Annotated in this window: 12 protein-coding genes; 6 read left to right on the top strand and 6 right to left on the bottom strand. The window is 64.9% G+C overall.

The window, feature by feature from the left end:
* Window positions 1-48: 48 nt before the first annotated feature.
* The gene (locus B9Y97_RS10200; protein ID WP_085526633.1) at window positions 49-660 is read left to right on the top strand and encodes a helix-turn-helix transcriptional regulator; all 612 of its coding nucleotides are present in this window, start codon (window positions 49-51) and stop codon (window positions 658-660) included.
* A gap of 48 nt (window positions 661-708) precedes the next feature.
* On the opposite strand, the gene B9Y97_RS10205 is transcribed toward B9Y97_RS10200, so the two are convergent.
* Together B9Y97_RS10205 and deoC are read right to left on the bottom strand one after the other, a co-directional pair.
* On the bottom strand, window positions 709-3,060 hold the full coding sequence (locus B9Y97_RS10205) for an aldehyde dehydrogenase family protein (RefSeq protein ID WP_085526634.1): 2,352 nt from the start codon (window positions 3,058-3,060) through the stop codon (window positions 709-711).
* A 4-nt stretch (window positions 3,061-3,064) separates the two neighbouring features.
* A complete protein-coding gene (deoC, locus tag B9Y97_RS10210) occupies window positions 3,065-4,072 on the bottom strand; it encodes a deoxyribose-phosphate aldolase (RefSeq protein WP_254900894.1) in 1,008 nt (335 codons plus the stop codon).
* 352 nt (window positions 4,073-4,424) lie between these two features.
* Here deoC and B9Y97_RS10215 point away from each other — a divergent pair, with 352 nt between their 5' ends.
* The 5 genes from B9Y97_RS10215 to B9Y97_RS10235 all read left to right on the top strand — a co-directional run bounded on the left by B9Y97_RS10215 (window position 4,425) and on the right by B9Y97_RS10235 (window position 9,924).
* Window positions 4,425-6,014 (top strand): peptide ABC transporter substrate-binding protein, encoded by a 1,590-nt coding sequence (locus B9Y97_RS10215; RefSeq protein ID WP_217809475.1) that lies wholly within the window; start codon window positions 4,425-4,427, stop codon window positions 6,012-6,014.
* A gap of 70 nt (window positions 6,015-6,084) precedes the next feature.
* Window positions 6,085-7,008 (top strand): oligopeptide ABC transporter permease OppB, encoded by a 924-nt coding sequence (oppB, locus tag B9Y97_RS10220; protein ID WP_085526636.1) that lies wholly within the window; start codon window positions 6,085-6,087, stop codon window positions 7,006-7,008.
* 61 nt (window positions 7,009-7,069) lie between these two features.
* Window positions 7,070-7,960, top strand: coding sequence for an ABC transporter permease subunit (locus tag B9Y97_RS10225; RefSeq protein ID WP_139828421.1), 891 nt, complete (start codon window positions 7,070-7,072; stop codon window positions 7,958-7,960).
* A 12-nt stretch (window positions 7,961-7,972) separates the two neighbouring features.
* The gene (locus tag B9Y97_RS10230) at window positions 7,973-8,947 is read left to right on the top strand and encodes an oligopeptide/dipeptide ABC transporter ATP-binding protein (protein WP_085526638.1); all 975 of its coding nucleotides are present in this window, start codon (window positions 7,973-7,975) and stop codon (window positions 8,945-8,947) included.
* Window positions 8,944-9,924 carry an oligopeptide/dipeptide ABC transporter ATP-binding protein gene (locus B9Y97_RS10235; protein ID WP_085526639.1) on the top strand — a complete coding sequence of 327 codons (981 nt, stop codon included), beginning with the start codon at window positions 8,944-8,946 and terminating at the stop codon, window positions 9,922-9,924. The genes B9Y97_RS10230 and B9Y97_RS10235 overlap by 4 nt, the downstream gene beginning before the upstream one ends.
* A 15-nt stretch (window positions 9,925-9,939) precedes the next feature.
* Here the strand turns inward: B9Y97_RS10235 and B9Y97_RS10240 are convergent, their stop codons facing one another.
* Genes B9Y97_RS10240 through B9Y97_RS10255 form a run of 4 tightly spaced genes read right to left on the bottom strand, consistent with a single transcriptional unit; the run spans window position 9,940 to window position 13,613 of the window.
* Window positions 9,940-11,073 carry an ABC transporter permease gene (locus tag B9Y97_RS10240; RefSeq protein ID WP_085526640.1) on the bottom strand — a complete coding sequence of 378 codons (1,134 nt, stop codon included), beginning with the start codon at window positions 11,071-11,073 and terminating at the stop codon, window positions 9,940-9,942.
* On the bottom strand, window positions 11,070-12,014 hold the full coding sequence (locus tag B9Y97_RS10245) for an ABC transporter ATP-binding protein (protein WP_085526641.1): 945 nt from the start codon (window positions 12,012-12,014) through the stop codon (window positions 11,070-11,072). Before B9Y97_RS10245 ends, B9Y97_RS10240 begins: the two co-directional genes overlap by 4 nt.
* Window positions 12,011-12,964, bottom strand: a complete 954-nt coding sequence (locus tag B9Y97_RS10250) for an HlyD family secretion protein (RefSeq protein ID WP_085526642.1) — start codon at window positions 12,962-12,964, stop codon at window positions 12,011-12,013. The genes B9Y97_RS10245 and B9Y97_RS10250 overlap by 4 nt, the downstream gene beginning before the upstream one ends.
* Window positions 12,957-13,613, bottom strand: a complete 657-nt coding sequence (locus tag B9Y97_RS10255; protein ID WP_085526643.1) for a TetR/AcrR family transcriptional regulator — start codon at window positions 13,611-13,613, stop codon at window positions 12,957-12,959. Before B9Y97_RS10255 ends, B9Y97_RS10250 begins: the two co-directional genes overlap by 8 nt.
* Window positions 13,614-13,662: the final 49 nt, after the last annotated feature.

Below are 13,662 nucleotides of genomic sequence, written 5' to 3' on the forward strand. Positions count from 1 at the left end.
GGGCCGAACCGGTGCCCCGGGTATCAGGGCAGGAAGTGAAGGACGCGCATGACCGATACGCTCGGAATGGATCGGGGGCTGGCTCAGCTCTCCGACCTTGCACCCAAGGGCTACGCCCTCGGGCTTCACATCCGGTTTGCCTCCGCCCACCTGATGATTCAAACCTACGATCCGCGCTGGACCGAGATTTATACCGAGCGTGGCTACATGCTGGCCGACCCGATGGTGTTCTGGGGGTTCGGCAATGACGGCGCGATCCGCTGGTCGGAGATCCAGTTGCCCGATCCGCATGACATCATCGGCCAGGCACGGGAACACGGGCTCACCTATGGCGTGGCGGTGGCCCATGGGCCAACATCGTCGCGCACCATCGGCGGGTTCGCACGCGCTGACCGGGAATTCCGCGATGACGAGATTGCGCGGATCAGCGAGATCGTCAGACAACTCCACGCGGCCTCCGAGCCCCCCGAACAGCTGACCCCCGCACAGCGCATGGCCCTGCGCCTGATCGCGCAGGGCAACCGCCACGCCGAGGCGGCGGCGTTGCTCGGGATCTCCGAGTCGGCGCTCAAGGCCCGGCTGCGCTCCGCGCGTGATCGGTTGTTCGTGCGCACCACGGCCGAGGCGATCCAGCGCGCGCAGGAATACAAGCTGCTCTGACCAGCTCCCCGGGAGCCGCCGAAAGCAAGACCGATGCCCGCCCGGGGCCTACTCGCCCCAAGGGATCCATGTGGTCTTCACCTCGGTGGCGTGGCGCAGGAATTCCCGACCCTCGCTTTCGGCATTGAACCAGTCGCGCGCCGCCGCGTTGTTCACCCATGTGCGCTTGAGGTTGCCCGCGCTCTCGTGTTCGACCAGCGCCGAAATATCCGCACCCGATTGCGCCCAAACCGCATCGACATCGAGGTGCCCGGCAAGCGTTCCCGCAAGGTCGTTGTGGAAACCGGTGAGAATGTTGACCACGCCTGGCGGCACATCCGAGGTGTCGAGCACTTGGTAGAAGTCGGTGGCTGCAAGCGGGAAGGGCTGGGAGGCGGCAAGCACCACCCGGTTTCCCATCGCGATGGCGGGGGCCATCAGCGAGACCAGCCCGAGCAGCGGGGCCTCGTCGGGGCAGAAAGCGGCGATCACGCCGACTGGCTCATGCGTGGCCAGCGCGGTGCCGCGCAGGGGCACAGGTTTGGCCGCGCCGTCGAACTTGTCGGCCCACGCGGCATAGCTGAACAACCGCTCGACGCTCTTTTCAACTTCCGCAGCGCCGCCGCGTTTGCCGGTCATCAGGTCGATCCGCTTGGCGAATTCGTCCGCGCGGGCGGCAAGGTTCTCGCCGATGTAATACAGCACCTGCGCGCGCAGGTGCGCGCTGGCCTTGGCCCAGCCGGTGGCCGCGCGGGCGGCCTCTACGGCGTTGCGCGCATCCTTGCGGTTGGCCAGCCCCGCGTGCCCAAGGAGCGCGCCCTTCGGCGACCAGATTGCCCGCGTATAGCCGCCGTCGGGCCGGGCCTGCTTGCCGCCGATGTAGAGCTTGGCTGTGCGGTCAAGCTCGTCGACCTTCGCCTGCGCCGGGGCGGGGAAGGCGGTGATCGGCGTGAGCGGCCTGGTTTTGCCCTTTGGCCTGGTATAGGCCAGCAACCCTTCCCAGCCCCCTTCGCGTCCGAAGCCGGATTCACGCACGCCGCCGAAGCCCGCCGCCGCGTCGAAGGCGTTGGTGGTGTTGATCCAGACCACGCCCGCCGCCAGCTTCGGGGCCACGTCGAGCGCGAGGTTGATGTTTTCGCTCCAGAGCGTGGCGGCGAGGCCGTAGCGGGTGTTGTTGGCGATCTCCACCGCTTCGGCGGGGGTGCGGAAGGTGGTAGACACGAGCACCGGCCCGAAGATTTCCTCCTGCATCAGCGTGTCGGAGGGCGACAGGCCGGTGATCAGCGTGGGCGGGTAGTAAAAGCCGCGGTTGGGCAAGGTGCAAGGCGTCTGGTAGATCTCGCCCGCGCCCTTGCCTTCGTCGACGAGGTGCTGCACGCGGTCGAGTTGCACCCGGTCAACGAGCGCGCCCACGTCGATCGACTTGTCGAGCGGGTCGCCGATGCGCAGCTTCGCCATCCGGGCCTTGAGCTTGGCGTGGAACCGCTCGGCGATGCCTTCCTGCACCACGAGCCGCGATCCGGCGCAACACACCTGGCCCTGGTTAAACCAGATCGCATCGACCAGCCCCTCGATGGCGCTGTCGATGTCGGCATCATCAAAGACGATGTAGGGGCTTTTCCCGCCCAGTTCGAGCGTGAGGCTCTTGCCGGTGCCGGCGGTGGCCTTGCGGATAATCCGCCCCACCTCGGTGGACCCGGTGAAGGCGATCTTGTCGATGTTTTCATGCGCGGTGATCGCTTCGCCCACCCGCCCGTCGCCGGTGACGATGTTGACCACGCCGCGCGGCAGCCCGGCCTCGGTGCAGATCTCGGCAAAGAGCAGCGCGGTGAGCGAGGTGTATTCGGCCGGTTTCAACACCACCGTGTTGCCCATGGCGATGGCGGGGGCCACCTTCCAGGCCAGCATCAGCAGCGGGAAGTTCCACGGGATGATCTGCCCGGCGACGCCAAGCGCCTCACGGTCGGGCAGTTCTGCGTCCTGTAGCTGGGCCATCCCGGCGTGATAGTAGAAATGCCGCGCCACCAGCGGCACGTCGATATCGCGGCTCTCGCGGATCGGCTTGCCGTTGTCGAGGGTTTCGAGCACGGAAAAAAGCCGGGCGTGTTTCTGCACGAGGCGGGCCAGCGCGTAGAGGTGGCGCGCACGCTGGTGGCCACTGAGCTTCGCCCATTTCGGCTGCGCCCGGCGGGCGGCGCGCACGGCGGCGTCAACCTCGTCGGCCCCGGCCTGGGTGACATGGGCGAGCACTTCGCCATTGCCCGGGTTACGGCTTTCGAAGGTCTCGCCCGGCTCCGTCCAGTGCCCGTCGATGAACAGGCCGAAGCGGCGGCCATGCTTCTCCAGCCAGCCTTGCGCCTCGGTATCGCTTTCGGGGGCCGGCCCCCAGTCCATGGTTTCCAAGATGTCCTTGACGGTCATGGCGTTATCCCATCGCGTGCCGCCAGAGGGCGGAATACTGGCCGGTGACGTGGTGTTCGAGCTGGCGTTCGATGTCGCCGAGCAGCGAGGAGGCGCCGAAGCGGAAGAGGTGGGGGGTGAGCCAGTCGTCGCCCAGTTCTTCCTTGAGCAGCGACAGATACACCAGCGCATCCTTCGCCTTCGAGATGCCGCCCGCAGGTTTGTAACCGATGCGGATGCCGGTGCGCTCGAAATAGTCGCGGATCGCGCGCATCATCACGAGGGAGACCGGCAGGGTGGCGTTCACGCTTTCCTTGCCGGTGGAGGTCTTGATGAAATCGGCCCCCGCCATCATGCAGACCAGCGAGGCGCGGGCGACGTTGCGCAAGCTGCCAAGCTCGCCGGTGGCGAGGATCGTCTTGATGTGAGCGTCGCCGCATTCGCGGCGCATCTCGCGCACCTCGTCGTAGAGCGCCTGCCAGTCGCCGGTGAGCACGTGGCGGCGGCTGATCACGATGTCGATCTCGCGTGCTCCGGCCTTGACGCTTTCACCGATCTCCAAGATGCGCAGCCGGTAGGGGCTGAGCCCGGCCGGGAAGCCGGTGGAGACGGCGGCGACGGGGATGCCGGAGCCTGCCAGCGCCTCGACGGCGGTGGGCACCATCTCGTGATAGACGCAGACCGCGCCGGTGTTGATCGGGCCGACGCCGAGCGCGTCGAGCAGATCTTGCCGCACCGGTTGGCGGGCCTTGGCGCAGAGGCGGCGCACCCGGCCGGGGGTGTCGTCGCCCGCCAGCGTGGTGAGGTCGATCATGGTGATTGCCTTCAGGAGCCAGGCCGCCTGGTGATCTTTTTTCAGCGATCGGCGCGCGGCGATCGAGCCTGCCCGCCGTTCAATCGCCGAGCGGTTGGCCTGGGCCGACATCACCCAGTCCATGTCGAGCGCCATGCCGGGATTGCGCGCCTCGATGGTCTGCGGCAGTTGCGTGCCCGCCGACCTGTCCGTCACGCTCGCGTCGCTTTCGCGTTGCACCTTGTCCTCCCAAGCGCGGTTGCCTTGCGCGAGGGTCGCATGGGGGCGGGCGAATGGCAAGATTTACCGAAAGGTCAAACCCGGGGCCGTGACGCTGCGTCATGGCATTGCCCGAACATTCCGCAAAACGCCGAAAAAATGCAAGTTTGCCAATGTATTGGGGCAAAAATCGGGGGAATCTGATTCCGTCGCTGAAAGAGTTGAGTCAACCGCTTCGCTGGGGCTACGATGCACCATCCGCGTGCGCGATACGGCTGAGTCCTTTTGCCTCATTTAACACGCCCCGCGCGCGTGTGACCCGACTAACAGAGAGGAGTCACGAATTATGAATGTATCCACAAAATCGATCCTGATGGCCTCGGCGCTGGCCTTCGCCTCGCCGGCGCTCGCCGCTGCCCCCGAGGGCGTTGCGCTTGCCGACGACCAGACCTTCACCTACCGCGTGCTCGACGAGCACAGCTCGGTTGACCCGCAGATCGTTGAAGACGTTTCTGGCTCGGAGATCGTGCGCGACCTGTTTGAAGGCCTCTACAACCAGGACGCAGATGGCAACCTCGTGCCCGGTGTTGCCCTTTCGCACAGCGTGTCGGATGACCGTCTGACCTACACCTTCACCCTGCGCCCCGAGGCCAAGTGGTCGGATGGCAACCCGGTGACGGCGCATGATTTCGTCTATGGCTGGCAGCGCCTCGCCGACCCGGAAAACGCCTCGCCCTACCAGTGGTATGTCGAGGTCATGGGCCTTGCCAACGCCGGGCCGGTGATGGCCGGCGAAGCGCCGCTGGAAGATCTCGGCGTCAAGGCGATCGACGATCACACGCTTGAGGTGACGCTCGCGAGCCCGATGGCCTACTTCCCGCTCACCACCACCCATGCCTCCACCTTCCCGAGCCCGAAATGGGTGATCGACGAGCATGGTGCCGACTGGATCAAGCCCGAGAACATCGTTTCCAACGGTGCCTACGTTCTGACCGAGCACGTGCCGCAGGAGCGGTCGGTGCGCGAGCGCAACGAGATGTACTGGGACAACGAGAATACCGTGATCGACAGGGTCGAGGCGCTGGTGATCAACGACGAGAACGTGGCGCTGACCCGTTTCCTCGCTGGCGAGCTTGACCGCACGGAAGTGCCTGCGGGCCAGTATCCGGCGCTGAAGGAAGAATACCCGGACACCGCGCTGAGCTTCCCGCGCCTGTGCAACTACTACTTCAACTTCAACCTGTCCGAGGACGGCCCCGAATCCACCAAGGACGTGCGGGTGCGCCAGGCGCTGTCCTATGCCATCGACCGCGACATCATCGTTGAAAACGTGCTGCAGGGCGGGCAGTTCCCGGCCTATACCTTCACCCCGGCGGCAACCGCCGGCTTTGAACAACCGGAGACCGAGTACTCGACCTGGACCCAGGAAGAGCGCAATGCCAAGGCCAAGGAACTTCTGGCCGAAGCGGGCTATGGCCCCGACAACCCGCTTTCGTTCAGCTACCTCTACAACACCGACGAGGCGCACCGGAAGGTCGCCATCGCCGTGAGCCAGATGTGGAAACAGACGCTGGGCGTTGACGTGACGCTGGAAAACCAGGAGTGGCAGACCTTCCTCGAAACCCGTGGCAACCACGATTTCGAGATCGCGCGCGGCGCCTGGTGCGGTGACTACAACGAAGCCTCGACCTTCCTCGATCTGGTTCAGACCAACTCGGGCTACAACGACGCGGACTATTCCAACGCCGAGGTCGACGAGCTGCTTGCCGAGGCGAAGTCGATGGAAGACCCGCAGGCCAACTACACCCGGGTTGAAGAGATCATCGCGGAAGAAATGCCGATCATCCCGATCTACCACTATGCCGGGGTCTACATGATGAGCCCGGAGATCTCCGGCTCGTGGCCGGTGCAGAACGTGGAACAGAACTGGTATTCGAAAGACCTCTACAAGGTCGCGCAGTAAACTGTTCTGAAGCAAGGGGGCGTCGCGGCGATACTCGCGGCGCCCCGTCTTTCTGCCCGGGGGCCAAGTCATGCTCAGTTTCATCGTTCGACGGGTTGCCGTGGCGATTCCGACGCTTCTCGTTCTGCTGATCATCAGTTTCTGGCTGATGCAGACAGCGCCCGGTGGCCCGTTCAATTCCGAGCGCCCCCTGCCGGCGCAGGTGCTGGCCAATATCGAGGCGAAATACGGCCTCGACCAGCCGATGTGGAAACAGCTCGTCGACTACCTCAAGGGGATCATCACGCAATTCGATTTCGGCCCGTCGTACAAATACAAAGACCGCACGGTGAACGACATCATTGCGCAGGGTTTCCCGGTGACGCTGAAATACGGCGTGATCTCCTTCGTGCTCGCCATCGTTGTCGGCGGCGCGCTCGGCATCGCGGCGGCGATCCGGCAGAATTCATGGCTCGATTATTTCGCCGTTGGCATCACCATCGGCGCGCAGGTGCTGCCCAACTTCGTGATGGCCCCGATCCTCATCCTCGTGTTCACGCTCTGGCTCGGCTGGCTGCCCGGCGGGGGGTGGAATGGCGGGCAGTGGGATCACGTCATCATGCCGGTGATTGCGCTGTCCACGTCCTACATGGCCTCGATCGCGCGCCTTACCCGTTCCTCGATGCTCGAAGTGCTGCGCTCCAACTTCATCCGTACTGCCCGTGCCAAGGGCCTGCCCGACCGGGTGATCATCTGGCGTCACGCGCTCAAGCCCACGATCCTGCCGGTGGTGTCCTACCTCGGTCCGGCCTTCGTCGGCATGGTCACCGGCTCGTTCATCATCGACTCGATTTTCTCCACCGGCGGGGTGGGGTATTTCTACGTCAACGCCGCCTTCAACCGCGATTACGCGGTGATGATGGGGCTCACCTTCCTGCTCGGGTCGATGACGATCCTGTTCAACATGGTGGTCGATATCCTCTACGCGTGGATCGACCCCAAGATCCGGCTTTAGGGGGCAGCGCATGTCGAACGGTCTGACAACACTGAACCCACAGCAGCCGAGAACGGCGGCGATGGCCGAGCGCATGGCCGAGGTCAAGGGCCGCTCGCTCTGGGCCGATGCCCGCGCGCGTTTCGTGCGCAACAAGGCGGCGATGATCTCGCTCGTCGTGTTGGTCGCGGTCTTCCTGTTTGCCTTCTTCGGCCACCTTCTTACCCAATACGACAACGAAACCATCGACTGGAACGTGCTCGGCAAGGTCAAGGAGCTTGGCAAGCCGTCCTTCGAGAACGGGCATTTCTTTGGCTACGACGACTCCGGGCGCGATCTCTTTGCGCGCGTTGTGCAGGGCACGCAAGTGAGCCTGATGGTCGGTGTGATCGGTGCTGGCATCGCGGTGATCGTCGGCACGATCTACGGCGCGGTCGCGGGCTATCTCGGCGGTCGGATTGACAGCGTGATGATGCGCTTCGTCGATATCGCGATGTCGGTGCCCTACATGTTCGTGCTGATCCTTCTGCTGGTGGTCTTCGGCAGGTCGATTGAAATGATCTTCGTCGGTATCGGGCTCACTGCCTGGCTCGACATGAGCCGGATCGTGCGCGGCCAGACGCTTTCGATCAAGAACAAGGAATTCATCGAGGCGGCGGTTGCGACGGGCGTGCCTTCCTTCACCATCATCCGCCGTCACGTTGTGCCCAACCTGCTCGGCGTCGTGGTGGTCTATGCCACCCTGCTGGTGCCGCAGATGATCCTGACCGAGAGCTTCATCTCCTTCCTCGGGCTGGGCGTGCAAGAACCGCTCACCTCGTGGGGTGCGCTGATCTCGGAAGGCACCAGCACGATGAACTACGGCACGCTCTGGCAGCTGTTCTTTCCGCTGGCCTTCTTCGTCGTGTCGATTTTCGCCTTCTTCTTCATCGGTGACGGGCTGCGCGACGCGCTCGACCCGAAAGACCGCTAGGAGCCCTGCGTCATGACGCTTCTGCAAGTCCGCGATCTCAGCGTGACATTCGACACCCCCGACGGCACCGTGACGGCGGTGGACAGGATCTCGTTCGATCTTGCCCGCGGCGAAACCCTCGGCGTGGTCGGTGAAAGCGGATCGGGCAAGAGCCAGATGGTTTTCGCGATCACCGGGCTTCTGGCCCAGAACGGCCGCGCGACCGGCTCGGCAAAGCTGGAGGGGCAGGAGATTCTCAACCTGCCCAACGCGAAGATGAACCGGATCCGGATGGAGAAGATCGCGATGATCTTCCAGGACCCGATGACCTCGCTCAATCCCTACCTGCGAGTCTCCGACCAGATGGCCGAGGTTCTGGTGCATCACCGTGGTATCTCGAAGCGGGCCGCAGTGGCCGAAAGCGTTCGGATGCTCGACGCGGTGCGCATTCCCGAAGCGAAGGCGCGGGTGACGATGTATCCGCACGAGTTTTCCGGCGGCATGCGACAGCGGGTGATGATCGCGATGAGCCTCCTGTGCCAGCCCGACATCCTGATCGCGGATGAACCGACCACCGCGCTCGACGTGACCGTGCAGGCGCAGATCATGAAGCTGCTCGCCGATCTCCAGCGCGATTTCGGCATGGCGATCGTGCTGATCACCCACGATCTCGGTGTCGTCGCCGGGAGTTGCGCCGAGACGCTGGTGATGTATGGCGGCCAGGCGATGGAGCATGGCACCACCACGGCGGTCTTCGAGCGGCCGACCCATCCCTACACGATGGGGCTCCTGAAGGCGGTGCCCCGGCTCGACCGCGAAACCGAGAAGCTCGAAACCATTCCCGGCAACCCGCCCAACATGATGAACATGCCCGACGGCTGCCCCTTCGTGCCGCGCTGCGACTTTGCCACCGATCTCTGCTGGACCGTTCGCCCGCCGCTCGAACGGGCCGAGGGGTTCACCACCCGCACCCGCGCCTGCCGCCGCAGCCTGGAGGAACTGGCATGAGCGAAACGATCCTCAAGGTTGATGACCTCAAGGTCTGGTTCGACGTGAAGAAGCCCGGCGCGATGCCTTGGGTGAGTCCACGCAAACTGAAAGCCGTCGACGGCGTGAGCTTCGAGCTCAAGTCGGGCGAAACGCTCGGCATCGTCGGCGAAAGCGGTTGCGGCAAGTCGACGCTGGCGCGCGCGGTGATGCAGATGGTGCCGATCGAAGCCGGATCGGTCGTCTGGCTCGGCAACGATCTTACCGGGCTGGATACCCGTGGGATGCGCGCGCACCGCAAGGAAATGCAGATGATCTTCCAGGATCCGTTGGCCTCGCTCAACCCGCGCATGACCATTGGCCAGATCGTCGCCGAACCGTTGAAGACGCATTTTCCCGGCCTGTCGCGGGCCCAGGTCAAGGCCCGGGTGCAGGAGGTGCTCGACACGGTCGGCATCCTGCCCAACCTTGTGAACCGCTATCCGCACGAGTTTTCCGGTGGCCAGTGCCAGCGCATCGGCATTGCCCGGGCGCTGATCGTCAATCCGCAGTTGATCATCTGCGACGAGCCGGTTTCGGCGCTCGACGTCTCGATCCAGGCCCAGGTGATCAACCTGCTGATGGATCTGCAGAAAGAGACCGGCGTCGCGCTCATCTTCATCGCCCACGATCTCAGCGTGGTGAAGCATATCTCCGACCGGGTGATGGTGCTCTATCTCGGCAACGTGATGGAGATCGCGCCCGCCGCGGACCTCTACGCCAACCCGACGCATCCCTATACCGAGGCGCTGATCTCGGCGGTGCCGATCCCCGATCCGGAACTGGAACGGCAAAAGCAGGTGATGCTGCTCGATCTTGATCTGCCCTCGCCGCTCGATCCGCCGTCAGGCTGCGTGTTCCGCACCCGTTGCCCGATCGCCGAGCCGCAGTGCGCCGAGATCAAGCCCGCGTTGCGCGACAGGGGGGCCACGCATTTTGCCGCCTGCCACCTGCGCTGAAACCGGGCGGCCGGGTCAGTCCAGCGTCTGCCGGTAGCGCATCAGCGCAATAAGGAAGATCACCCCGCCGATCAGCGCGATGGCGCTCAGATCGTCCACGATATCGACGATTTCGGCCCCCTTGAGCATGACCTTGCGCACCAGTCGCAGAAAATGCGTGGCGGGAATGGCGGTGCCGATGGTCTGCGCCCAGCCCGGCATCCCGGCGAAGGGGAACATGAAGCCCGAGAGCAGGATGGTTGGCAGGATCAGGAAGAAGCTCGCCTGCATCGCCTGCATCTGGGTGCGCACGAGGGTGGAGATCAGGAAGCCGAGCGCGAGGTTGACCACGATATAGAGGTTGAAGCCGACGAAAAAGGCGAGGCGCGACCCGTTGAACGGCACGTCGAACAGCAGTTTCGCGGCGACGAGAAACACCAGCGTCTGGATATAGCCGACGGCCACGTAGGGCAGGATCTTTCCCAGCATCACTTCGGTCGGGCGCACCGGCGTTGCAATCAGCGCCTCCATCGTGCCGCGCTCGATCTCGCGCACGATGGCCACGGCGGTGATCATCACCATGGTCATGGCGAGGATGATGGCGAGCAGGCCGGGCACGATGTTGGTTGCGGTCTTGCCTTCCGGGTTGAACTGCTTGTGCACCACCACTGAGAACGGGGGTGCGCCGGGGGCGATCTTCGCGAGCGGGCCGCCGAGGTTCTGCGCGATGGCACGGTCGACGATGCCGCCAAGCGCGGCCACGGCCGAGCCCACGGCGGTGGGATCGGAGGCATCGGCGGCAACGAGGATCTCGGGCGCGAGGCCGCGCAGGATGTCGCGCTCGAAATCGGGCGGGATCACCACGACGAAATTGGCGCTGCCATCGCGCAGGGCCCGGTCGCCGTCCTCGGGGCCGAAAACGAAGCCGTGGAAGGCGAAATATTCCGAGGTGTCCATGCCCGAGATCACCGCGCGCGCCACCGGGCTGGGGTCGTTCAACTCCACCAGCGTGGGAAGGTTGCGTGGATCGGTGTTGATCGCAAAGCCGAAGATCAGCAATTGCACGATGGGAATACCGATCATCATCGCGAAAGTGAGGTGATCGCGCCGCATCTGGACGAATTCCTTGAACAGAACCGCGCCGAAGCGGGAGAGCGAAAACAGGGTCATGCCCGGCCCCCGCCCAGGCCGTAATTGTCGGCCGCGGTGGCCATGAGGTAGATGAAGGCCTCCTCAAGTTCGGCCTCCTTCTTCTCCCAATGGTGGCTTCCGTTCCGGGTTTTCCATTCCGCGATCATGGCGTCGAGACCGGCCGCGTCGGTTGACGACACGTGCAGCTGCGCCCCGAACCGGGCCACCTGCTCGACCCGTGGATCGGCGAGCAGGGCATCTTCCAGCTCGATCAGGTCGGGACCGTCGACCCGCCAGGTGGTTAGCCCGATGCGCGCGGGGATCTCGCGCGCCGGCCCGTCGATCAGCTTCTTGCCGTAGGCGATATAGGCGATGTAGTCGCATTGCACCGCCTCATCCATGTAATGGGTTGAGACCAGCACGGTGACGCCCTGCTTGGAGAGTCGGCGGATCTCGTCCCAGAAATCGCGCCGGGCCTTGGGATCGACGCCGGCGGTCGGCTCGTCGAGGAGCAGAAGGCGGGGCTTGTGCTGCATTGCGGCGGCAAGCGCGAGACGCTGTTTCCAACCTCCCGAAAGCGTGCCCGCAAGCTGGTTGCCCCGGCCTTCCAGGCCAAGTTCGCGCAAGGTGCTGTCGACCACCTCACGGCGGTTCGGCAAACGGTACATCCGGGCCATGAAATCGAGGTTCTCGCGGATCGTGAGATCGCCGTAGAGAGAGAACTTCTGCGTCATGTAGCCCACGTTCTCCTTGATCTTGCGGGCGTCGGTGCGGATGTCGAACCCCAGCGTGCGGCCCTCGCCGGCGTCGGGCGTCAGCAACCCGCACATCAGCCGGATCGTGGTGGTCTTGCCCGAGCCGTTCGGGCCGAGAAAGCCATAGATCGCACCCTCGGGCACCTCCATGTCGATGGCGTCGACCACGACCGTGCCGCCAAAGGCCTTGGTCAGCCCTTTGACGGAAACTGCCGCGCCGGTCATGGCAAGCGCTCAAGGGTGACTGGCTGGCCAGGCAGAAGCCCGGTGCCGCGCGGCAGGCGGGCCTCGGCGCGAAAGACCAGCCGGGCACGTTCCTCGCGCGAATAGATGATCGGCGGGGTGAATTGCGGCTCGGCGGCCATCCGGATGATCGTGGCGGTGAGCCCCGACATGCAGCCATCGCAGCCAAGGGCAAGTGTCTCGCCAATGGCAAAACGCATACGCTCGGCCTGCGGCAGGTAGAACAGCACGGTGAGCGCGTCGGGTGGCAGGATCGAGACCACCGGCGCACCTGCCGCCGCCACTTCGCCGGCCTCGTAGAACACCTTCTCGATTCGGCCCTGCACCGGCGCGGTCACGCGCATGTCGTCGAGCCGGGCCGCGGCCAGGTCGGCCTCGGCGCGCGCGGCCTGCAGCGTGGCCTCGGCGGCGACCACCTGGGCGTCGCGCGCGGGCAGTTCGGCCACCGCGAGTTGCGCTTCGAGCTGGGTCACGTTCGCGTCGGCCCGCGCGACGGCGGCGCGGTCGACCTCCGCCTTCGCCTTGCTGACGAGTTCTCGGGCAAGCAGGCTCTCGGTGCGTGCAAGGGTGGAGCGGGCAAGGCTCTGCTCGGCGCGGGCTTCGGCCAGAGAGGCACGGATCACCGCGATCTCCTGCTCGCGCGAGCCGGTCTCCAGGTTGCGCAGGTTGGCCTCGGACTGGGCGACCCGGGCATTGGCGGCGCGCAGGGCGGCGCGTTGCTGGCTGGCCTCGATGTTGAACAGGAATGTGCCGGCAACGATCTCTTGCCCCTCGGCCACGGCCAGGCTGTGAATGCGCCCGGTGATTGATGGCGCGGCATAGACGTATTCGGCCTCGACGTAACCGTTGTAGACCGGCGTGGGATCGTCGCCGAAGCCGGGCAGCAGGGCGGCGAGCATCGCGCTGAACCATGTGGTGATGTCGTCAAGCATCGCGCGGAAGCTCCGGGGGGACCAACAGGCCGTGAAACAGGATATCGAGGTGGTTGTCGATCAGGGCGGGCAGCGAAAGCCCGGCGGCGGGCTGGACACCAAACACTTCGGCAAGCAGCAGGTGGGCTATGATCGGGCCCATGAGCGAGCGGATGGTGAGTTCGGGATCAACCGGGCGCACCTCACCGGACGCAATGCCCTGGCGGATCATGTCGGCGAGAACCGGCAGCGTTGGCGCGAGGATTTCACGCCGATACATCTCGGCGATCTCCGGCGCGGCAGCGGCTTCTCGCAGCACGAGGCGCGGCACCGAGGTGGTTTTCGGATCGGCGAGGCGCTCGGCGAGTTGGTGTAAAAAACCGGAAAGCGCGGCGCGGGTGTTGCCCGGGTGGCCGCGCAGCAGTGTCAGCGCCGCCGTGCTCACCGGGCGAACGGCGCGTTTCACGAGGCCTTCGAGAATCGCCTGTTTCGAGGGGAAATACAGGTAGACCGCGCCCTTCGAGACCCCTGCGGTGCGGGCGATCTGCGCAACCGAGGTGTGCGCATAGCCCTTCTCGACGAACAGCGCGAGTGCGGCATCGAGCAGTTCGTCGGGCCGGTGTTCGGCACGGCGGCGAAACTTCGGGGTGGGTGAGTCGTCAGTCGTCATGCACCACTAATAACTGACCGGTCAGTTATTAGCAACGCCGGGTCCGGCA

The organism is Maritimibacter sp. HL-12 (genome assembly GCF_900177545.1).
Classification (GTDB): Bacteria; Pseudomonadota; Alphaproteobacteria; order Rhodobacterales; family Rhodobacteraceae; genus Sinisalibacter.